At 57.3% G+C, this 18415-nt stretch carries 20 protein-coding genes; 5 read left to right on the top strand and 15 right to left on the bottom strand.

The genetic code is table 11. The annotated features are described in order from the left end of the window. Nucleotides 1-4: 4 nt before the first annotated feature. Nucleotides 5-1006: a 4-hydroxy-3-methylbut-2-enyl diphosphate reductase gene (gene ispH / locus GFR01_RS10970; protein WP_061510492.1), complete on the bottom strand. Its 1002-nt coding sequence runs from the start codon at nucleotides 1004-1006 to the stop codon at nucleotides 5-7. A gap of 101 nt (nucleotides 1007-1107) precedes the next feature. Between ispH and GFR01_RS10965 the strand changes: the two genes are divergently transcribed. The 3 genes from GFR01_RS10965 (at nucleotide 1108) to GFR01_RS10955 (ending at nucleotide 5351) form a co-directional block, all read left to right on the top strand. Further along, entirely contained in the window at nucleotides 1108-1698 is a 591-nt protein-coding gene (locus tag GFR01_RS10965) for a hypothetical protein (protein ID WP_099182523.1), read from the top strand. Continuing rightward, nucleotides 1682-3382, top strand: coding sequence for an alginate export family protein (locus tag GFR01_RS10960; protein WP_099182522.1), 1701 nt, complete (start codon nucleotides 1682-1684; stop codon nucleotides 3380-3382). The genes GFR01_RS10965 and GFR01_RS10960 overlap by 17 nt, the downstream gene beginning before the upstream one ends. A 73-nt stretch (nucleotides 3383-3455) precedes the next feature. Then, the gene (locus GFR01_RS10955) at nucleotides 3456-5351 is read left to right on the top strand and encodes an OPT family oligopeptide transporter (RefSeq protein ID WP_099182521.1); all 1896 of its coding nucleotides are present in this window, start codon (nucleotides 3456-3458) and stop codon (nucleotides 5349-5351) included. 4 nt (nucleotides 5352-5355) lie between these two features. Here the strand turns inward: GFR01_RS10955 and GFR01_RS10950 are convergent, their stop codons facing one another. The 3 genes from GFR01_RS10950 to GFR01_RS10940 all read right to left on the bottom strand — a co-directional run bounded on the left by GFR01_RS10950 (nucleotide 5356) and on the right by GFR01_RS10940 (nucleotide 7345). Next, nucleotides 5356-5934: a hypothetical protein gene (locus tag GFR01_RS10950; RefSeq protein ID WP_099182520.1), complete on the bottom strand. Its 579-nt coding sequence runs from the start codon at nucleotides 5932-5934 to the stop codon at nucleotides 5356-5358. Between the two features lie 240 nt (nucleotides 5935-6174). After that, entirely contained in the window at nucleotides 6175-6735 is a 561-nt protein-coding gene (locus GFR01_RS10945; protein ID WP_063905563.1) for a cob(I)yrinic acid a,c-diamide adenosyltransferase, read from the bottom strand. 16 nt (nucleotides 6736-6751) lie between these two features. Next, nucleotides 6752-7345 carry a DUF4142 domain-containing protein gene (locus tag GFR01_RS10940; protein ID WP_099182519.1) on the bottom strand — a complete coding sequence of 198 codons (594 nt, stop codon included), beginning with the start codon at nucleotides 7343-7345 and terminating at the stop codon, nucleotides 6752-6754. A gap of 119 nt (nucleotides 7346-7464) precedes the next feature. Between GFR01_RS10940 and GFR01_RS10935 the strand changes: the two genes are divergently transcribed. After that, nucleotides 7465-7902: a DUF423 domain-containing protein gene (locus GFR01_RS10935; protein WP_099182518.1), complete on the top strand. Its 438-nt coding sequence runs from the start codon at nucleotides 7465-7467 to the stop codon at nucleotides 7900-7902. Here the strand turns inward: GFR01_RS10935 and GFR01_RS10930 are convergent. Continuing rightward, a complete protein-coding gene (locus GFR01_RS10930; RefSeq protein ID WP_099182763.1) occupies nucleotides 7897-8229 on the bottom strand; it encodes a hypothetical protein in 333 nt (110 codons plus the stop codon). The genes GFR01_RS10935 and GFR01_RS10930 overlap by 6 nt on opposite strands. A 72-nt stretch (nucleotides 8230-8301) precedes the next feature. Between GFR01_RS10930 and GFR01_RS10925 the strand changes: the two genes are divergently transcribed. Then, the gene (locus tag GFR01_RS10925; RefSeq protein WP_373317609.1) at nucleotides 8302-8826 is read left to right on the top strand and encodes a thioredoxin family protein; all 525 of its coding nucleotides are present in this window, start codon (nucleotides 8302-8304) and stop codon (nucleotides 8824-8826) included. Between the two features lie 46 nt (nucleotides 8827-8872). Here GFR01_RS10925 and GFR01_RS10920 read toward each other — a convergent pair whose 3' ends face one another. The 10 genes from GFR01_RS10920 to rpsP all read right to left on the bottom strand — a co-directional run bounded on the left by GFR01_RS10920 (nucleotide 8873) and on the right by rpsP (nucleotide 18404). Next, complete coding sequence (locus tag GFR01_RS10920; protein ID WP_099182517.1) at nucleotides 8873-10561, bottom strand: M3 family oligoendopeptidase; 1689 nt, start codon at nucleotides 10559-10561, stop codon at nucleotides 8873-8875. 42 nt (nucleotides 10562-10603) lie between these two features. Beyond that, nucleotides 10604-11815, bottom strand: coding sequence for a pyridoxal phosphate-dependent aminotransferase (locus tag GFR01_RS10915; protein ID WP_099182516.1), 1212 nt, complete (start codon nucleotides 11813-11815; stop codon nucleotides 10604-10606). Further along, on the bottom strand, nucleotides 11812-13014 hold the full coding sequence (locus tag GFR01_RS10910; RefSeq protein ID WP_167384246.1) for a pyridoxal phosphate-dependent aminotransferase: 1203 nt from the start codon (nucleotides 13012-13014) through the stop codon (nucleotides 11812-11814). The genes GFR01_RS10915 and GFR01_RS10910 overlap by 4 nt, the downstream gene beginning before the upstream one ends. Before the next feature lie 164 nt (nucleotides 13015-13178). Next, the gene (leuB, locus tag GFR01_RS10905; RefSeq protein WP_099182514.1) at nucleotides 13179-14288 is read right to left on the bottom strand and encodes a 3-isopropylmalate dehydrogenase; all 1110 of its coding nucleotides are present in this window, start codon (nucleotides 14286-14288) and stop codon (nucleotides 13179-13181) included. Next, a complete protein-coding gene (leuD, locus tag GFR01_RS10900; protein WP_010503995.1) occupies nucleotides 14285-14911 on the bottom strand; it encodes a 3-isopropylmalate dehydratase small subunit in 627 nt (208 codons plus the stop codon). The genes leuB and leuD overlap by 4 nt, the downstream gene beginning before the upstream one ends. After that, on the bottom strand, nucleotides 14911-16338 hold the full coding sequence (gene leuC, locus GFR01_RS10895; protein ID WP_063905555.1) for a 3-isopropylmalate dehydratase large subunit: 1428 nt from the start codon (nucleotides 16336-16338) through the stop codon (nucleotides 14911-14913). Before leuC ends, leuD begins: the two co-directional genes overlap by 1 nt. 20 nt (nucleotides 16339-16358) lie before the next feature. Then, complete coding sequence (gene rplS, locus GFR01_RS10890; RefSeq protein ID WP_007283497.1) at nucleotides 16359-16751, bottom strand: 50S ribosomal protein L19; 393 nt, start codon at nucleotides 16749-16751, stop codon at nucleotides 16359-16361. 24 nt (nucleotides 16752-16775) lie between these two features. Then, nucleotides 16776-17480, bottom strand: a complete 705-nt coding sequence (gene trmD, locus GFR01_RS10885; protein WP_062016200.1) for a tRNA (guanosine(37)-N1)-methyltransferase TrmD — start codon at nucleotides 17478-17480, stop codon at nucleotides 16776-16778. Continuing rightward, a complete protein-coding gene (rimM, locus tag GFR01_RS10880) occupies nucleotides 17477-18019 on the bottom strand; it encodes a ribosome maturation factor RimM (protein WP_063905554.1) in 543 nt (180 codons plus the stop codon). The genes trmD and rimM overlap by 4 nt, the downstream gene beginning before the upstream one ends. Before the next feature lie 31 nt (nucleotides 18020-18050). Continuing rightward, the gene (gene rpsP / locus GFR01_RS10875; protein WP_007283494.1) at nucleotides 18051-18404 is read right to left on the bottom strand and encodes a 30S ribosomal protein S16; all 354 of its coding nucleotides are present in this window, start codon (nucleotides 18402-18404) and stop codon (nucleotides 18051-18053) included. Nucleotides 18405-18415 lie beyond the last annotated feature (11 nt).

Below are 18415 nucleotides of genomic sequence, written 5' to 3'. Positions count from 1 at the left end.
AATCTCAGTTGTCCTCACCAGCAAGCGGACCTGGCAGACGGAAGTTGATGTTTTCTTCCTTCACGATCCGCTCTTCAATCTTCAGCGTGTATTTCGCAGCAAGCGCCGTCACCATTTCCTGCACCAGACTTTCCGGAGCAGACGCACCAGCACTGATACCGAGTGTCTCCACGCCTTCCAGCACGGACCAGTCGAGGTTTTCCAGCTTCGGCACCAGAAGGGCACGACGTGCACCGGAACGCTCTGCCACTTCCCGCAGGCGCTGCGAGTTGGAGGAGTTCGGCGAACCAATGACAATGACCAGATCACTCTCAGGCGCGATGGCTTTCACAGCTTCCTGACGATTGGTCGTGGCGTAGCAGATGTCTTCGCGCTTCGGCCCTTCGATCAGCGGGAAACGCGAGCGAAGAATATCAACGATTTCAGCCGTATCATCGACGGACAGCGTCGTCTGCGTGATGAACGCCAGCTTTGCCGGATCTTCCGGCTGGATCGTGCGGGCTTCCTCGGCATCGTTGATAAGCGTCACAGCCCCGGGAGGGAGCTGACCCATCGTGCCTACGACTTCCGGATGGCCGGCATGACCGATCATCAGAATATGAAGCTGCTCCGGACCACCGCCAGCAAAATGACGTTCTGCCTCACGATGAACTTTGGAGACCAGCGGGCAGGTTGCATCCAGATAAAGCAGGTTGCGGCGCTGCGCTTCAGCCGGCACGGATTTCGGCACACCATGAGCCGAGAAAACGACGTGCCCGTCGGCTGGCACTTCGTCGAGTTCTTCAACGAAAATGGCGCCTTTGGCTTCCAATCCCTCGACCACAGTGCGGTTATGAACAATTTCATGACGCACATAGACTGGCGCGCCATAACGACGCAGGGCTTCTTCAACGACGCGGATCGCACGATCCACACCGGCGCAGAAACCACGCGGGCCGGCGAGCAGGACCCGGAGCGTCTTCTGGTGTGCAGCACTTTCTGGTGCAAGAGTTGTCTGTTCTGGCATGGTGTTCCCCAAGCGGGCGGAGTTCGATATGTAGGACCATTATCGACCGGATTGAGGCATGTCGCAACGTCCGGGCCGCTTTGTGGGAGTTTCTACAGCAGATGCCAGCCTTCCGGCGCCTTGCCACGTCCCTGTTTGTCCCGGCTTTTGCCGTTGTCGCGCTTTCGACACTGGTAGGGTGCGACGAATCCAATCCGGGCATGTTCGCTCCTGCCTGCCCTGCTACGGATATTCCGAGCGCAGCCTCTGACAGGTTCGTCTATGACGGACGTGGACTGGATGTTGGCAGCCTGGTCAGTCATGCCCAGCTCACATCCATCGCTGGAGACTGCCAACGCGGCCCCAAAGGGCCGAAGGGTGAGCAGATGGTGCGGACCCGCATCAGCCTTGCCATGAACCTGACACGCGGCCCGGCGGCTGAAGGCAGCAGCATCGACGTCCCCTATTTTATCGTCATCATGCGTGACGGAAAGATCGTGGACAAAAAGGTCTTCACAGACACGTTCAAGCTTGAACCCAATGTGAGCGCCCAGACGGTACGGACGGAACTTCGCCTGATTGACCTTCCGGCGGCCAAGAACCTTCAGGACAATCCCTATACGCTGGAAATCGGCTATCAGCTGACGCGCGAGGAGCTGGACTATAACCGTGCCCATCTTCCTGTCGTAAAATTCCGTGGCCGGACACAGTAACGGCCTTTTCCTTCCTCTTTCACCCGTCGTCAAAACCCGCATTACGCTGAAAATGACCCTGGCCTGTCTGGCAGGCTTTGGGTCTTCAGCCCTTTCTGCGCCCCTTGACGTTTCGGCATCGAAAGAAGAACGGATCAAGGTTCATCATGCAGAGCGCCCGGAAATCCAGAACTTTCCCCATGCGGGCTTTCTGGAACAACCCAGGCGTCTGACCACTCGTCAGAATCTCGCCCCTATTGGCCGACAGCCGCGCTGGGGTGGGTTCAATCGTGGAAACGGTGAAGGCGCGGGTTTTGGTCCTGTTGGCCGTTATGGTGTGGCGCCTTGGGCGGAAGACTGGTCCTATCTGCGCAACCAGAGCCATCGGGACGATCTGTTTGACCCGCTGAAATTCATTGCCTTGAACAACGAACGCACCATCTGGCTCTCGCTCTCAGAACGCACCCGCCTGCGAAACTGGTACAATGACTACCCGATGCTGGGAACAATCCCGCACCCGGGATCAGGGCGTTTCGTGACACGGAACATGTTCGGTGCCGACCTGCACCTTGGGGAACACTGGCGCATTTTCGGGCAGCTCGTGAACGGAACAGCCGCCGGCTGGAACGGATACAGCTATGGCAGCACGTATCGGAAGCGGCTGGATCTGCATCAGGCTTTCATCGAATATAAACAGACCATTGGCACGGCAAAAACGGGCCTGATGTTCGGGCGACAGCAGTTTCTCGATGCGCCATCTTACGTTCTCTATGACCGCGAGCCACCCAATATCCAGATCACCTGGAATGGGCCGCGTGCCTACGCGATTCTACCGCATATCCGTTTTGATCTGTATGACTTTGTGGCCACGAATATTGCTCCCCGAGCCATGTTCCATGACACGCAGGACTGGAACACGCGGCTTTATGGCTTCAACACAACTGTTGATGTGCCAGCCTTCCATCTGGGCCAGCAGCGTATCCAGTCTTATCTGGACCTGTTCTGGATTGGCTTTCATCTGGGTGGAAAGACGGGATCGGTGCCGACGTTGAGTTCAACCGCGATCAAATCCGTGACCGGCGCGACCAATCGTAACAATCTTGGCTTTCGCTGGTATGGAACGGCCCAGCAACTGGAATATGCGCTGGGTGTTCTGTGGCAGCAGGGTAATTTCACGCCCTATGGCACAACGGCGCGCCGCCAGGTCTCAGCGTATTCCGTGAATACAACCGTGGGATACAGACGGTCGGACCTGCTGTTCAAACCTTTCTTTGGCGTTCAGACAGACGTGTATTCGGGCGGAAACGAGACCCGTCAGAAGGGAACGGTTGGCACCTACAGTGCGCCATTTGCTCCCCAGAATCCCTATCTGGATTACACCGGCTATATCGGCGCCGCGAACCTTATCAATCTGTCTCCTATCCTCGTCGGCTCTTATGGAAAGGTCTCGCTTCGGGTGAAAGCACCGATACTGTGGCGGCAGACCACGCAGGCTTCGGTGTATTCGATCACGTCCGCCTATAATTTTCCAAAGTTCCACAGTCATTTTGTCGGTGTTGCACCAAACGGCCTGCTGACCTGGGCTGTAAACCGCCACTGGAACTGGACTCACGTCGTGGCCTGGTTCGCTGCGTCGCATGATCTGAAAAATGCCGGAGCGAAAAGCGGACTGTATTATCAGTCCAGCCTTTCATTTGCTTTCTGAAGAATGGTTGCAGAGCCGCGCCCTGCAGCGTAATGCCCCCGTACTCAAGCGACATCACAGGATTGCCCCCATCATGAAATATATGGACAGCCGCGAACTGACCTTGAGGGGCATCATTCTGGGTGCGCTCATTACGCTCGTCTTTACCGCAGCCAATGTTTATCTGGGCCTGAAGATCGGTCTGACGTTCGGCTCATCCATTCCCGCTACAATCATTTCGATGGCCGTGCTGCGTCTCATGGGCGGCGGCACGATGCTCGAAAACAACATGGTCCAGACGCAGGCTTCAGCGGCAGGAAGCCTCTCTTGCATCTTCGCAGCACTCCCTGGCCTCATCATGGTTGGGTACTGGCATGAATTTCCTTACGTCATCTCCCTTCTGCTGACACTTGCCGGTGGCATGACGGGGGTGATCTTCACTATCCCCTTGCGTCGGGCGTTGGTCAGTAGTTCCGATCTTCCTTACCCGGAGGGAACCGCCTGCGCAGAAATTCTGCGGGCATCGTCCCCGGAAGGAGATGCAGAAAGCCTTCGCTCCCTGACCAAAGGCACGGTTGTTTCGGCGGTCGTCGCCTTTGCGACGTCCGGGCTCCGCGTTCTTTCCGATGGTGTTTCGGCCGCCACGAGTTTTGGGGCGTCGGCATTTCGTCTTGATATCAGCTTCTCGCTGGCCCTTCTGGGAACCGGATATCTCGTTGGTATCGCCGGTGGCATCGCCATGTTGCTCGGAGTTCTGCTGGCCTGGGGCATCATGATTCCGGTTCTGGGTCACATGAACCCGGTGGCAGATCCACTGGCTGCAACGACGGACCTCTGGCTGCACAAGGTCCGCTTCATGGGCGCTGGAGCGATCGCCGTAGCCGCGATCTGGACCCTGCTTGCGCTTTCGGGGCCGGTCGCTCAGGGGTTGAAGGAAGCGCTGTCTGCCAAACATCGAGCGTCACAGGCTGAAACGGATCTCGATCTCGCCCCTCGCACGCTGATTGGCCTGAGCATTATTCTCGCGCTGATCCTGTCAGGACTGTTCACTCAGTTCCTCTGGCCCGTCATGCCGCATGGCACATCCATGGCGACACTTGTCATTCTGGGTATTACTGCGTGTTTCGGCCTTGGTTTTCTGGTGGCAAGTGCCTGCGGATATATGGCTGGGATCATCGGGTCTTCGTCCTCCCCGATTTCCGGCGTTGGCATTATCGCCATCATCGCCATCTCAGTTGCCCTGTGGGGACTTGAAAGCGGTGGCGTTCTCTCGCCTGACCAACGACCCATGGTCATTGCCTTTGGCCTGTTTGTTCTATCCGCCATTACGGCGTCTGCAGCCGTTTCCAATGACAACCTTCAGGACCTGAAAACCGGCCAGCTTGTTGGGGCCGCCCCGTGGAAACAGGAAGTGGCCCTGCTGATTGGCTGTGCCGTAGGGGCGATAGTCATTCCATGGGTGCTTCAGACACTTTATCAGGCGTATGGATTTGTCGGCGCCATGCCTCGCGACGGGATGGACCCGACACGCGCACTGGCCGCGCCTCAGCCTGCCCTGATGGCCGCAATTGCAAAGGGTATCCTGACCCATGATCTTGACTGGCTGATGCTGGAAATTGGCGCTGCAATCGGCGTGGTTCTGGTGGTTGCGGATAGACTTCTGAAACGCCGTAACATGTCTTTGCCACCGTTGGCCGTCGGCATGGGCATCTATCTGCCGGCAAACGTCTCCGTCACGATCGCAATTGGTGCGGGTCTGGGATGGATGCTTCGTCGCTTCCCGAAGGATCAGGGAACGATGATTGCTTCAGGATTTATTGTTGGGGAAAGTCTGGTCGGTGTTGCCGTGGCTGCCGTTGTCGGCGCCACGGGTAGCACCGAAACACTGTCCCTTCACCTGCCTGCGATGCTTCAATCCGGGCTGGGATGGGTCGTGTTCCTGGGTGTGATGTTCTGGTTCGGGCGGCGCGTCAGCCGCCCGGCGGCCTGAGAGATCAGGCCTTTACCCACCACTGAACGGGCTCTGGCTCGTTCGCTTCAACGTCTGCAAGCACCGGCTCTTCGGCAACCATAACGTCTTCTTCAACAGCGACCTTGCGTGGGCGCCCGACGGGGCGCGGTGTGCGACGGGCCGCTTCAGCCGCCTGCTCACGAGCCTGATGAAGCTGGGCCTTGAGAGACTGGATATGCTCCTGATGGTCCCGAAGGTCCCGGTTCAGTTCCGTAATCTGGATCTTGGCATGCGCTTCACGCGTCTCGAAAGCCTTAAGCTGCGCGCGGATTTCCGTGAGGCTTTTTTCGGCTTCTTCCCAGCGACGCTGCTCACGCTTTACCGACTGGCGAAGGCGCTCGATTTCTTCCTGGTCTTCCTGAGCCGGAACCGTGTTTCGCTGGGCGAACCCACGGCTTGCCTGATGTTCCACGACAACCTGGCCGTCACGCACAAAGCGACGGCGACGTTCTGTCGTCGGGGTAACCGGGCGGGGCTTCTGGGAACGGGATGATGATCCTGACCCTAGACGAGCCAGCGCCTCCCGCAGTTTGTCTTCGCTAACCTGCTGATCGTCCTGCATTCTTTGTTTTTTTCAACCAATAATAATGAAATTTATGCTGTGTTTCCCAACAGAAACGCCCTCCCTGAATGACGGGGAGACTGAAAAAGCCCATGGGCCGATCAGCGAGACGTGTCCTGGCAAGGAAATTGAGAGTCGGCATTCACGGAATTCATAAATGACCCGTTTTGTCAGACAACGGTCTTCTATCAGGTCTGAGATGGCCTGTCATCAAAACAATAGAACTGTATTCGTGTTTCTTTATTTCCACTGTCCCGGTTGCCAGAGCACATCTCCCGCACCGTCATCATTGGCGTGACGCGCAAGAACAAAGAAATAATCCGATAGTCGGTTCAGAAACCGGATCCCCTCTGCGGGGACAGGATCAAGAGAAATCAGGCTGCGCTCTGCCCGGCGCGTGACCGTCCGGGCCAGATGCGCATGGGCCGAGATCAGGGAGCCACCAGGCAGTATAAAACTGCGAAGTTCAGGCTGTGACACCCTGAGAAGCTCAATACAGCCTTCGACCCAAGCGACAGCCTTATCCGTCAGACTGGATGGTCGAGCGGGATCCGGAATGCAGATGTCTGCGCCCAGATCAAATAGACAGGACTGTATCTGGCGAATATCAGCGGAAATATTAAAAGTATTCCCGTGTTTCCGCACATAGTATTCAAGAATCCCCAGAAGAGCGTTCAGCTCATCGACCGTCCCCATGGCATCGATCCGGGCACAATCCTTGGAGACGCGCGAACCATCCCCAAGAGACGTCTGTCCCTGATCTCCACCCCGGGTCACGATACGATCAAGCCGAATGCTCATCCGGGCAACCCTCTATTTAGTGACGGCCAAAGTGATGGTGATGGCCCTTGATTGTCTTCGCACCGCTCAGATCACCTGCCCGAGTCGTGTGATCTTTCAGCATCTTCGTCGTGTCACCTGCCAGGGTCTTGATGTCTGCCGTCCCGCCCGACTGTGTCGCCGTGGTGAGTGCTGATGTCAGAGCTGGCGTCTGAACGCTCTTAATTTCGCTCAGGAAAACACGGTCAAAAGATGCGCCGTACAGATGACCAAACGTCGCAACATGCGCTTCGTCGCCAGCGTTCAGCTTGTCCGTTACTGTCAGGTGGGAATCCGTGGCAATCTTTGCAACAGCCTTGCGGTTTGTCGTGTGATCGCTAACAACCGTGGATGCAAAAGCCTTCACGACATCACTGTTGCTGTGCGTCGCAGCAAGGTTGGCGATACTGATCTGCGTCAGATCCATGGCATCAACCTGCTGCAGGAAAGCAGCATCTGCGGTGGACAGCGTATAAGTCGAAGCCGCAGAAGGCAGAGCAGGAGCTGGCGGCGCATCCGGTGCGTTACAGGCTGCAAGACCAGCAAGCAGGCTCAGGGACGCAAAGGCGGCAAAACGTGCGGTGGCTCTCATGAAGAGACAGTCCTTTCATCTGTGAGACCGGGAAAATGCTCCCGGCCACTACGGGTGAATGGCCCCGCGTTCAAAACGGTCCATTCATGTTCCGGAACACTTCATGGTACATTCGGCGCATGTCCGCAAATCCTCGCCTCCCTGCCCTTTCCGGCATTTTCCGCCTCTGCTTCGTTTCAGGTGCACTCGGAGGCGCAATAGGACTCGTTCTTGGGACACTGGCATCGCATTTGCCCGACACGGCCTTTGCTGTCCCAAATGGCAGAACCGTTCTCCATACAGGTGTTGAAATCCTGATGTGGCACGCCATTGCGCTTTGTGGCCTCACGCTTGGCGCACCTTTGCTGGGTCAGCGTCTCGCCCGTCTGGCATGTATCATCATGGTGCTAGGGACAGTGCTCTTCTGTACGCCGGTAACCTTATACGCACTCTTTGATCTGAAGATCGGCACGTTATCCGTCGCGCGGCTCGCACCTTACGGCGGCACGCTGCTGATGATTTCATGGCTGCTGGTAGCGGCTTCCGGCCTGCGCAAAGCCTCTTCAGAAACTCTATGATCTGCTGCGTATCACTTTGATAAGAGAAAGCACGGCGATCTGAACAATCAGCGCTGCGCAGAAGCAGAAAACGATGATCCCGATCAGGATCATCTGTTCCCGGCCCAGCGCGGAGTCGACATGGAACAACGTGTAGAGCCACTGCCACGCATGTGTAGCCGCGACCATCTGCACCAGCTTTAGCGTAGGGTGCCAGAAACGGAATACAGCAGCGAATGCGAGTGTCAGGCCTACCAGGCCAACAGTTCGCAGGAGCGTTTCAACAATACTGACTTCCGGAACAGCCTTCTGTGGCTGAGAAGACGTTTTGGACTTCATCAAGAACATGACCTTAAGGTTGAGTTCAGCTTTAATCGTTTTTCTGCGAGACTGCGTTATGTCATGCAGTCCGTTCCTTCAATGAAAGCCTTTTTTATGCGCGTTTCCCTTCTCGCCGCTGCCGGACTGGGTCTGGCGCTTTCCGCCCCACTGGGCGCTCACGCCGCAACGACACCGGCGCCACATCTGAGCGAAACCTCGGCTCCTCCGATCGCTGCACCGTATCCTGACACGTCCGTTGCCCAGGCTCAGGTGAACGATGCTTTTGCTCTTGCCGCGAAAACCGGGCGCAAGGTTCTCATCGATTTCGGTGGAAACTGGTGCCCGGACTGCAAGATGCTGTCCGGTATCTTTGCTCTACCCGATGCCAAGGCATGGCTCGACAGTCAGTTCGTGATTGTTCCGGTCAATGTTGGTCGCATCAATACCAATCTGGATCTGGCCCAGAAGTATGGCGTGACCATTAAAGCCGTCCCGACTGTGATTATCGTGACGCCGGATGGAAAGGCCCTGAATGGTGACGGGTCGAAGGCCCTTGGGAACGCGCGCAGCATGTCCCCTCAGGCCGTGCTGGACCTGATTTCAGAATGGAACAGCCGCGGCTGATACTGTTTTCTGGCTCCGGAAATGCCTTCGGAGCCAGAAATAGCCTTTAGATCCCGAGTTCCTGCTCCGCCTCATGCACAACTTCCGCCAGTGCGTCGTCCTCGAAAGGTGACACCAGTCCGGCATCTGCGACTAGTTGTGCAAACGGCTTTGAGCCACCTTCGGAGCAGAGCTTCCGATAGGTTTCAAACGTGCCTTCCTTGTCCATTCGGGAGCGAAGCCACAGTTGAAGTGCACAGCACTGAGCCAGCGCGTAATCAATGTAATAAAATGGCAGGCGGTAAATATGAAGCTGAGCCTGCCAGCGGCCGCCCTTGGCCGGATAGGCCAGATCGCCCCAGTCCCGCCATGGCATGTACATCTTTTCCAGACGAGCCCAGGTTTCGTGCCGTTCCGCTGCAGTCATTTGCGGATTGGCATAGACCTCATGCTGGAAATGATCGACGCAGACGCCATAAGGGAAGAACGACAGCGCATCGATCAGGTGCATCCGGCGATACCGGTCCGCAGCTCCGTCCTCAACCAGCGCGTCAATCTGCGGCCATGTCAGGAATTCCAGCCCCATGGAATGGATTTCTGCCGCTTCCATCGTCGGCCAGAGCTGATCGACCCAGTCCTGATCGCGGCTTTTCCAGTTTTGGAACGCGTGACCCATTTCATGGGTGAAAACGCCGATGTCGTTATGCGTGCCGTTGAAATTGGCGAAGATGTAAGGGCTGCCAATCGTCGGGAAAGACGTGCAGAACCCCCCACCCGCTTTGCCATCACGGTTTTTCAGATCCAGATACCCCAGATCGCGCATTTGCACGTAGAAATCGCCCATTTCGCCCTTGGGATCGAGCGCCCGGAACATACCTTCAGCACGGGTCACCAGAAGATCATGATCCCCAGCAGGCTTCGGATTGCCCTGAAGATCAATCAGCGCCTCATCCCAGGCCCAGACCTTGTCCCAGCCCATTTTCAGACGACGGCGTTCCAGCAAAGACTGAACAAGCGGCGTGACGGAACTCAGGACCTTCTCACGGAAGGCTGCAACCTGCTCGGGGCCGTAATCTGTCCGGCGCATCCGACGATAGCCGAGTTCGATATAATTCTCGAACCCCAGCGTTTTCGCCATGCGGTCACGCAATTCAACAAGGCGGCTGTAGAGGGTGTCGAGTGCCTCGCCGTTCTCCTCGAAGAACGCCCAGCGTGCCTGTTCGGCCGCATGCCGCATCTCACGGTCCGAACCTTGCAAATAAGGCACCAGACCGGAAAGATTGAGTACTTTTTCGTCAAACGGGATCTTTGCTGAGGCCAGAAGGGCCGTGTACTCGCCAGTCAGGCGCGCTTCTTCTTCCAGATCTGTACTGATGCGCGGATCGAACGTCGTGGTATCGGCTTCCCACAGACGCACCACGTGCGGTGTGACCAGCGCTTCCAGCGCCTCACGATCCGGGTCTGCCAGAAGGCGCTTTTTGATGGTGACTTCATGGTCAGTCACGATCGGCGACAGACGATCCGCGTAATCACGATCTGCCTTGGCCTGCTCATCCTGCGTATTGCGCGAGAACTGAAGGTGGACGTGTGACGCCCAGGATTCATATTCGCGGCGTACAAAATCGAAAGCCTGCGCGGCATCCTTGGAGCGCCCCTGATCCAGCAGGAGCGCAATATCGTCATACCGCGCCTTCAGGGATGCTTCGTCAGGGCGAGGAAAAGACAGGTCAGAGAACGGAGGGATTGTCTGTGTCATGGTTCTAATTCTGACATTCCGCTCCGTCTCCGTCCATGCCTCTCAGAGTTTCTGAATCGCTTTCACGAACCCGGCCAGACGCTGGCAAGCTTCCGCAAGCTGTTCATCTGACGCCGCACAGGACAAACGCAGATACGGGCTGTATCCGAAGGCGGTTCCGGGAACGGTGGCGACATAGGCCTCGTCAAGAAGCGCTTCGGCGAAATCCACATCCGTGTTCAGAACACGTCCACCGCCGGACGTGCCACCGAGAAGTGCGTCAACACCCGGATAGACATAAAACGCACCTTCCGGAATAGCGCAGGTCAGACCGGGGATCGCCTGAAGGGCAGCCACCATCTTGTCGCGCCGACGCTGATAGGTCTCACGCATCTGTTCAATGCGCTCCAAGCCACCGTCCAGAGCGGCAACAGAACCCGCCTGCGCCAGCGTGCAGACACCAGACGTCGTGTTACCCTGCACGGCAATCATCGCCTTGATAAGCGGCACCGGACCACAGGCGAACCCAACACGCCATCCCGTCATGGCGTAGGCTTTGGCCATACCGTTAATGACGAGAATACGATCCGCCAGATCCGGAGCCACCTGAAGCAGAGACAGATGCTTGCGGCCGTCAAATGTCAGATGCTCGTAGATTTCATCTGACATAATCAGAACATGCGGAGCCTCACGCAGGACATCGGCAATCGCCTCAAGATCCTTGCGCTCCAGAATGGCTCCCGTTGGATTGTTGGGGAAATTCAGCACAAGCCAGCGGGTTTTGGACGTAATCGCAGCTTTGATGGCCGCCGGGTCAGGACGGAAGCCGTCTTCTTCCCGACAGGCGACTTCTACAGCCTTCCCACCAAGCATGCGCGCGATCAGCGGATAGCTCACCCAGTACGGCGCAGGAACGATGACTTCATCACCTTCCTCAAGCGTCGCTGCAAAAGCATTATAAATAACCTGTTTGCCGCCATTCGCGACCATGATCCGGTCTGGTGTCGCAGCGATCTCATTATCCCGTTTGAACTTCTGGATAATAGCGTCGATCAGTGCCTTTTGGCCGGGGATAGGCGGATAACCCGTATCCCCCGCTAGACCCGCCGCATAGGCGGCTTCGATGGCTTCTGGTGGTGATGGAAAATCCGGCTGCCCCAGTGCTAGGGAAATGACGTCCCTGCCCTCGGCCCGTAGTTCACGGGCCCGCGCGGCCATGGCAATGGTCGCAGGCTTGGGAAGCGTTGCCAGACGGGATGCGATACGAAACGTCATGACAGGCCCTGACAGAACTGCTGGATACGGGTGCAGGCTTCCTTCAGAAGTTCCGTGCTGGTGGCATACGAAATCCGGAAATACCCGGGCGTCAGAAAAGCACTCCCATGAACGGCCGCCACGCCCGTTTCATCGAGAAGCGCCGTCACAAAAGCCTCGTCACTGTCGATCAGATGGCCGCCCTTACTCGTTTTACCAAGCGTTCCCTCGATAGATGGGAAGACGTAAAACGCGCCTTCCGGCTTGGCACAGCTCAGGCCAGGCGCTTCATTGAGCATGGACACCACAAGATTACGGCGCTGTTCATAAACGCTCACCATCTCACCGATGAAATCTTGCGGGCCTGAAACAGCCTCCTTCGCGGCCGCCTGAGCAATAGAACATGGATTGCTCGTGCTCTGGCCTTGCAGCTTGATGAGCTGACGTGTCAGTTCCACAGGAGCCGCAGAAAAGCCAATTCGCCAACCGGTCATGGCATAGGCCTTGGACACACCATTCATTGTCACTGTCCGGTCCCGCAGACGCGGTTCGACCTGAACGAACGTCTTGGCGACGGCGCCCTCGTACATCAGCTTGCCGTACATATCATCTGTCAGGATCCACACATGCGGATGCTCCAGCAGAACTTCAGTCAACGCCTTGAGGTGATGTTCGTCGTATGCGGCACCTGTCGGATTACAGGGCGAGTTCAGCATGAGCCATTTCGTCTTCGGCGTAATCGCCGCGCGAAGCTGGTCAGCCGTCAGTCGGAAGCCGTTCTCAGCCGTCGTTTGAATCACAACCGGCGTTCCGTCCGCCAGTGAGACGATATCAGGGTAAGACACCCAGGCCGGAGCCGGAATGATGACCTCATCACCTGCGTTCAGGGTCGCGACCATCACATTATAAATGACCTGCTTGCCGCCAGTCGAAACGCAAATTTCCTCGGCACGGTAATCCAGATCGAAATCAGTGTTCAGCCGGGCAGCGACTGCTTCACGGAGCTGCATCGTGCCAGCAACGTCCGTATATTTCGTCTCGCCGTTCTGGATGGCGCGAATGGCAGCCTGCTTGACGAAGTCCGGTGTATCAAAATCCGGTTCGCCTGCGGAAAGGCTGATGATGTCACGGCCTTCCGCCTTCAGGGCGCGGGCTTTCTGCGTAATCACAATCGTCTGGCTCGGCAGGATACGGTTCAGACGGTCGGCAATGAAAGACATGATGGGTTCCTGATAGGCTTTATCGCGCTGGAACCCTACCGCTCCCGATAGGCGTTTGACCACAGCCCATCTGCAGATAAGAGGTGCGTTTTTGACATAAAAAAAAGCCGGATAGCTCCCTCAGGAACCATCCGGCTTTTTCAAACCTCTGCCTGCCTGAAATATCAGGCCAGCTTTTCCATTTCACGAACGACAGCCTGGCCCATCATATCTGTGCCAACACGTGCCATCCCCGGTGACATGATATCTGCCGTGCGCAGACCACTGGCCAGCACGTTGGACACTGCCTTTTCGATCAGATCCGCATCGTCCGCACGGTTCAGGGAATACCGCAGCAGCATCGCGAAGGAGAGGATCTGCGCCAGCGGGTTTGCAATGCCCTTGCCAGCGATATCCGGTGCACTGCCATGGATCGGCTCATACAGCGCATTGCGCTTGCCATCTTCACGGACAATGCCAAGCGTTGCAGACGGAAGCATACCCAGCGAACCCGTCAGCATGGAAGCCAGATCGGACAGGATATCGCCGAACAGGTTGCCCGTAACGATCACATCAAACTGGTTCGGGTTACGAACGAGCTGCATGGCGCAGTTATCGGCCAGCATGTGGGACAGTTCCACATCCTGATATTCGCACTTGTGCAGATCGCTAACGACTTCCTTCCACAGGAGGCCGCTTTCCATCACATTACACTTCTCGACGGAGCAGACACGGTTTCCGCGCTGACGGGCCATCTCGAAAGCAACGCGGGCGACACGTTCGATTTCGGACGTCGTGTAAACTTCCGTGTTGATCCCGCGACGGGAGCCATCCGGAAGCGTCTCGATGCCACGCGGCTCACCAAAATAGATACCACCGACCGTCTCACGGACGATCATGATATCCAGACCGCGCACCACTTCCGGCTTCAGGGCAGACGCATCAATCAATGCATCAAAAAGCTGGGCCGGACGAAGATTTGCAAAAAGCTCAAGCTCCTTGCGCAGCTTCAGAATGGCCACTTCAGGGCGCTTGTCGAACCCGACATGGCTCCAGGCCGGATCACCGACCGAGCCAAACAGAACCGCATCAGACTTCCGGGCGAGGTCGATAACCTCATCACGGATGGGAACGCCATGGACAGCAAGCGAAGCCGCGCCAACGAGTTCTTCCGTAATGTCCAGTTTCAGGCCACGGTTTGCATCCAGCCAGTGCACGATCCGTGCAACTTCACGCATGACTTCCGGGCCGATACCATCACCGGCAAGAACAAGAAGCTTGTGGGCTTCACTCATTTTGCAGTTCCCATGCTGATTGACGGCACCCATGCACGGCTGGCCTGATGTTCAAAGCTGCTGATTTCCGCATCATGCGCCAGCGTCTGGCCGATATCGTCCAGACCTTCGAGCAGCATGTGACGACGGAAGGGATCAACTTCAAACGGCACAACATTTCCATCCGGGCGAATGATGATCTGCTTTTCCAGATCCACCGTCAGACGGGAATTGGCCCCTTGACGTGCATCGCCCATCAGTTCGTCACAGATTTCCCGTGGCAGACGGATTGGCAGGATACCGTTTTTGAAACAGTTATTAAAAAAAATGTCGGCAAAGCTCGGCGCGATAACGCAGCGGATACCGAAATCCAGCAGAGCCCAAGGAGCGTGCTCACGGGAGGAGCCACAGCCGAGGTTGTCATAGGTAATGAGGATTTCAGCATGACGATACGGCTCTTTGTTCAAAACAAAGTCCGGGTTCTCGTTGCCATTATCGTCGTAACGCTGCGCCGCAAAGGCATTCTTGCCGAGACCTGTGCGCTGAATGGTCTTCAGAAAGCGTGCCGGAATGATCTGATCGGTATCGATGTTTTCATTCGGCATCGGAGCCGCAATGGCGGTCAGTTCCGTGAACTTTTCCATCAGACGGTTTCCTTCATCAGCTCACGCACATCACACAGCGTGCCCGTCACAGCCGCGGCCGCCGCCATGGATGGTGAGCACAGATGCGTTCTGCCGCCAGGCCCCTGACGGCCTTCAAAATTGCGATTGGACGTAGAAGCGCAACGCTGTCCCGGCGTCAGGCGATCCGGGTTCATCCCCAGACACATCGAGCAGCCTGCCTCACGCCACTCAAAACCGGCATCAAGGAAAATCTTGTCCAGACCTTCCGCCTCGGCAGCCACCTTAACGAGGCCCGATCCCGGCACGATCATAGCGCGAACGTTCTTCGCAACATGACGGCCCCGAACAACTTCAGCAGCAGCGCGCAGATCTTCAAGACGGCTGTTGGTGCAGGAGCCAATGAACACGACGTCTACGGGCGTTCCGGCAATCTTCTGCCCAGCTGTCAGCCCCATATAATCAAGAGCGCGCTGGACCTGCGCAGCCTGTGCAGGGTCCTTGAAGTCAGAAGGAGACGGAACAACGCCATCAATCGGCAGAACGTCCTGCGGGCTGTTGCCCCAGGTCACCGAAGGCACAATGTCTTCGGCCTTCAACGTCACTTCCGTGTCGAAATGAGCGCCTTCATCAGACGCCAGCGTGCGCCAGTAAGCACAGGCCTGCTCGAACGCTTCACCCTTCGGTGCGAACGGACGCCCCTTCACGTATGCGAACGTCGTTTCGTCCGGAGCAATCAGGCCAGCCTTCGCACCACCCTCGATGGACATGTTGCAGAGCGTCATGCGCCCGGCCATGTCCAGATCGCGGATTGCAGAGCCAGCAAACTCGATTACATGGCCAGTGCCGCCAGCGGTGCCAATCTTTCCGATAATGGCCAGCATGATGTCCTTGGCTGTCACGCCCGGGCCCACTTTGCCCTCAACAGAAACACGCATGTTCTTTGCGGGCTTCTGGAGAAGCGTCTGGGTCGCCATGACGTGTTCAACTTCAGACGTACCAATACCGAACGCCAGCGCGCCGAGCGCACCATGCGTCGAGGTATGGCTGTCACCGCAAACAATTGTCATGCCTGGCAGAGAAATACCCTGCTCCGGACCCACAACGTGAACGATGCCCTGAGAAGCGGAACGCAGCGGAAAATAGGGAACGCCGAACTCAGCGACATTCTTCTCCAGCGTTTCGATCTGAAGACGGCTTTCCGGCTCTTCGATCGGCTGGGAACGGTCGGACGTGGGGACGTTGTGGTCCACCACGGCGACGGTTGCGTCCGGACGGCGCAGGCGACGTCCGGCCATCCGCAGACCTTCGAAAGCCTGCGGGCTTGTCACCTCATGAACAAGGTGACGGTCGATGTATAGGATGCACGTCCCGTCTTCGAGGCGGTCAACAACGTGATCGGCCCAGATCTTGTCAAACAGTGTTCTGGGCGAAGAAGAAACGGGCATCCTTATACTCCAACCTTGACTTAGGAAGCGGCTTTTTCGCCAGCCTTCGGCAGATCGCGCGGGCGCTCTGCAATACGGGCAGACTTACCCGAACGGCCACGCAGGTAGTACAGCTTTGCGCGACGCACCTTACCACGACGCACCACTTCGATGCTGGCGAGGGACGGAGCGTACAGCGGGAATACACGCTCCACGCCTTCACCGTTGGAAATCTTGCGAACCGTGAAGTTGCTGTTCAGGCCCTTGTTGGAACGGGCAATGACAACGCCTTCGAAGTTCTGCACGCGCTCACGCGTACCTTCGACAACGCGGACGCCAACGCGAACCGTGTCACCTGCGATGAATTCCGGAACGGCGCGAGCCGTGGAAAGACGCTCGATTTCGCGCGCCTCGTACTGCTGGATAATGTTCATGACCAAACTCCTGGAAACAAAAATTCAATGAACCTGCTGTCGCGCCAGGTACGCATCCCACAGATCGGGGCGACGTGCCTTCGTGACGGCGATTGACTGTTCATGACGCCAGCGGGCGATGGCACCATGATTGCCGGAGAGCAGGATTTCGGGCACTTCGCGCCCATCCCAGACCGCCGGCTTGGTATATTGCGGGTACTCCAGCAGACCTTCGGCAAAACTTTCGTCCTGCCCACTAATCTGGGAACCCATCACTCCCGGTAAAAGACGCACACATGCATCCAGAAGCGTCAGAGCCGGAATTTCTCCACCCGACAACACAACATCGCCCATACTGAACTGTTCGATATCGTGCTTTTCCAGCACACGTTCGTCGATCCCTTCAAAACGCCCACACAGAACCACGACGCCCGGCCCTGCCACGAAACGCTCTGCATCCTCATGGGACAAACGGCGCCCACGGGGTGTCGGGTAAATGACTGGACGCCCATCCAGCGCTGGGAGCGCCGAAAGAGCCGTGTCCAGAACATCTGCCCGCATCACCATGCCAGCCCCGCCGCCAAACGGCGTGTCATCCACAGCGCGATGACGACCCAGTCCATGTTCACGCAGATCATGCGATTCACAAGACCAGATCCCGCGCTCCAGCGCCCTGCCCGCCAGGGAAAAACCCAGCGGACCCGGAAACATATCCGGGAACAGGGTCAGGATATCAGCGCGCCAGCTCATGCCCGGACCTGAACCTCTCCATCGAGATCACCTTCAACCTCGACTTCGATCGGCGGCACGACGGTCACGCGACGCTGCGCGAGATCGACATGCGGCACACAAGCCATCGTAAATGGAACGATCAGACCCCGATCAATCTCGAGACTGACACCGGCGCCATAGTCATGGACCACGGCAATGGTTCCAAGAACGTCACCATCTTCAGAAACAGCCGTCATGCCAATCAGATCGGCATGATAGAACTCGTCTTCCTCAACGGCAGGCAGAACGTCGCGCACAACATATAAGCGGCGGTTGACAACCCGTTCAGCAGCCGTCCGGTCTGGCAGAGTATTACCCTGCCCGTCCGTCAGAGCTGCGACACCTGGAGAAACCCAGCGCGCCGTCCATGCTGCTCCATGCTCGTCATGCAGCACACCGATCGTTTCGACCGTTTCCGGATCGTCGGTGGCGGCATGCAGATGCACCAGACCGCGAACACCATGCGGGCGACCGATGGTGGCGATCAGAACATCACTGTCAGGATTGAAGCGGGGCACGGGTCAGGCGTCCTGGTGCGTCAGCAGTTGCTCAGCCGGCCGTAGCAGCAGCGGCAGCAGCGGCGTCAGCAGCGCGCTTCTGTGCCTTTGCCTTCGGAGCGGACTGCTTCGGCTGCTCGCTGTATGTCGGCTTCGGAGCCAGACCAGCATTACCAAGGAAGCGTGCAACGCGATCCGTGGCCTGTGCGCCGTTGGACAGCCAGTGCGTGATACGCTCGCCATCGAGGCGGATACGGTCAGCATGGTCGGAAGGCAGCATCGGGTTGTATGCGCCAACCTTCTCGATGAAACGGCCGTCGCGCGGGCTGCGGCTGTCAGCAACAACGATGTGGTAGTAAGGGCGCTTCTTGGCACCTGCGCGTGCAAGGCGAATCTTAAGGCTCATGAAAAACTCCT

Origin of the sequence: Gluconobacter frateurii, from assembly GCF_002723955.1 — a bacterium.
GTDB classification, from domain to species: Bacteria; Pseudomonadota; Alphaproteobacteria; order Acetobacterales; family Acetobacteraceae; genus Gluconobacter; species Gluconobacter frateurii.
This window is presented reverse-complemented; position numbering and strand designations above follow the sequence as displayed.

What these genes read in the sequence shown, in the direction of transcription:
- GFR01_RS10940 (WP_099182519.1), bottom strand. Translation starts at nt 7,345, where the DNA reads ATGAGAGCCACCGCACGTTTTGCCGCCTTTGCGTCCCTGAGCCTGCTT.
- GFR01_RS10935 (WP_099182518.1), top strand. Translation starts at nt 7,465, where the DNA reads ATGTCCGCAAATCCTCGCCTCCCTGCCCTTTCCGGCATTTTCCGCCTC.
- leuC (WP_063905555.1), bottom strand. Translation starts at nt 16,338, where the DNA reads ATGCCCGTTTCTTCTTCGCCCAGAACACTGTTTGACAAGATCTGGGCC.
- rplS (WP_007283497.1), bottom strand. Translation starts at nt 16,751, where the DNA reads ATGAACATTATCCAGCAGTACGAGGCGCGCGAAATCGAGCGTCTTTCC.
- GFR01_RS10955 (WP_099182521.1), top strand. Translation starts at nt 3,456, where the DNA reads ATGAAATATATGGACAGCCGCGAACTGACCTTGAGGGGCATCATTCTG.
- leuD (WP_010503995.1), bottom strand. Translation starts at nt 14,911, where the DNA reads ATGGAAAAGTTCACGGAACTGACCGCCATTGCGGCTCCGATGCCGAAT.
- GFR01_RS10930 (WP_099182763.1), bottom strand. Translation starts at nt 8,229, where the DNA reads ATGTTCTTGATGAAGTCCAAAACGTCTTCTCAGCCACAGAAGGCTGTT.
- GFR01_RS10910 (WP_167384246.1), bottom strand. Translation starts at nt 13,014, where the DNA reads ATGTCTTTCATTGCCGACCGTCTGAACCGTATCCTGCCGAGCCAGACG.
- leuB (WP_099182514.1), bottom strand. Translation starts at nt 14,288, where the DNA reads ATGAGTGAAGCCCACAAGCTTCTTGTTCTTGCCGGTGATGGTATCGGC.
- GFR01_RS10925 (WP_373317609.1), top strand. Translation starts at nt 8,302, where the DNA reads ATGAAAGCCTTTTTTATGCGCGTTTCCCTTCTCGCCGCTGCCGGACTG.
- GFR01_RS10950 (WP_099182520.1), bottom strand. Translation starts at nt 5,934, where the DNA reads ATGCAGGACGATCAGCAGGTTAGCGAAGACAAACTGCGGGAGGCGCTG.
- GFR01_RS10945 (WP_063905563.1), bottom strand. Translation starts at nt 6,735, where the DNA reads ATGAGCATTCGGCTTGATCGTATCGTGACCCGGGGTGGAGATCAGGGA.
- trmD (WP_062016200.1), bottom strand. Translation starts at nt 17,480, where the DNA reads ATGAGCTGGCGCGCTGATATCCTGACCCTGTTCCCGGATATGTTTCCG.
- GFR01_RS10920 (WP_099182517.1), bottom strand. Translation starts at nt 10,561, where the DNA reads ATGACACAGACAATCCCTCCGTTCTCTGACCTGTCTTTTCCTCGCCCT.
- rpsP (WP_007283494.1), bottom strand. Translation starts at nt 18,404, where the DNA reads ATGAGCCTTAAGATTCGCCTTGCACGCGCAGGTGCCAAGAAGCGCCCT.
- ispH (WP_061510492.1), bottom strand. Translation starts at nt 1,006, where the DNA reads ATGCCAGAACAGACAACTCTTGCACCAGAAAGTGCTGCACACCAGAAG.
- GFR01_RS10965 (WP_099182523.1), top strand. Translation starts at nt 1,108, where the DNA reads ATGCCAGCCTTCCGGCGCCTTGCCACGTCCCTGTTTGTCCCGGCTTTT.
- GFR01_RS10915 (WP_099182516.1), bottom strand. Translation starts at nt 11,815, where the DNA reads ATGACGTTTCGTATCGCATCCCGTCTGGCAACGCTTCCCAAGCCTGCG.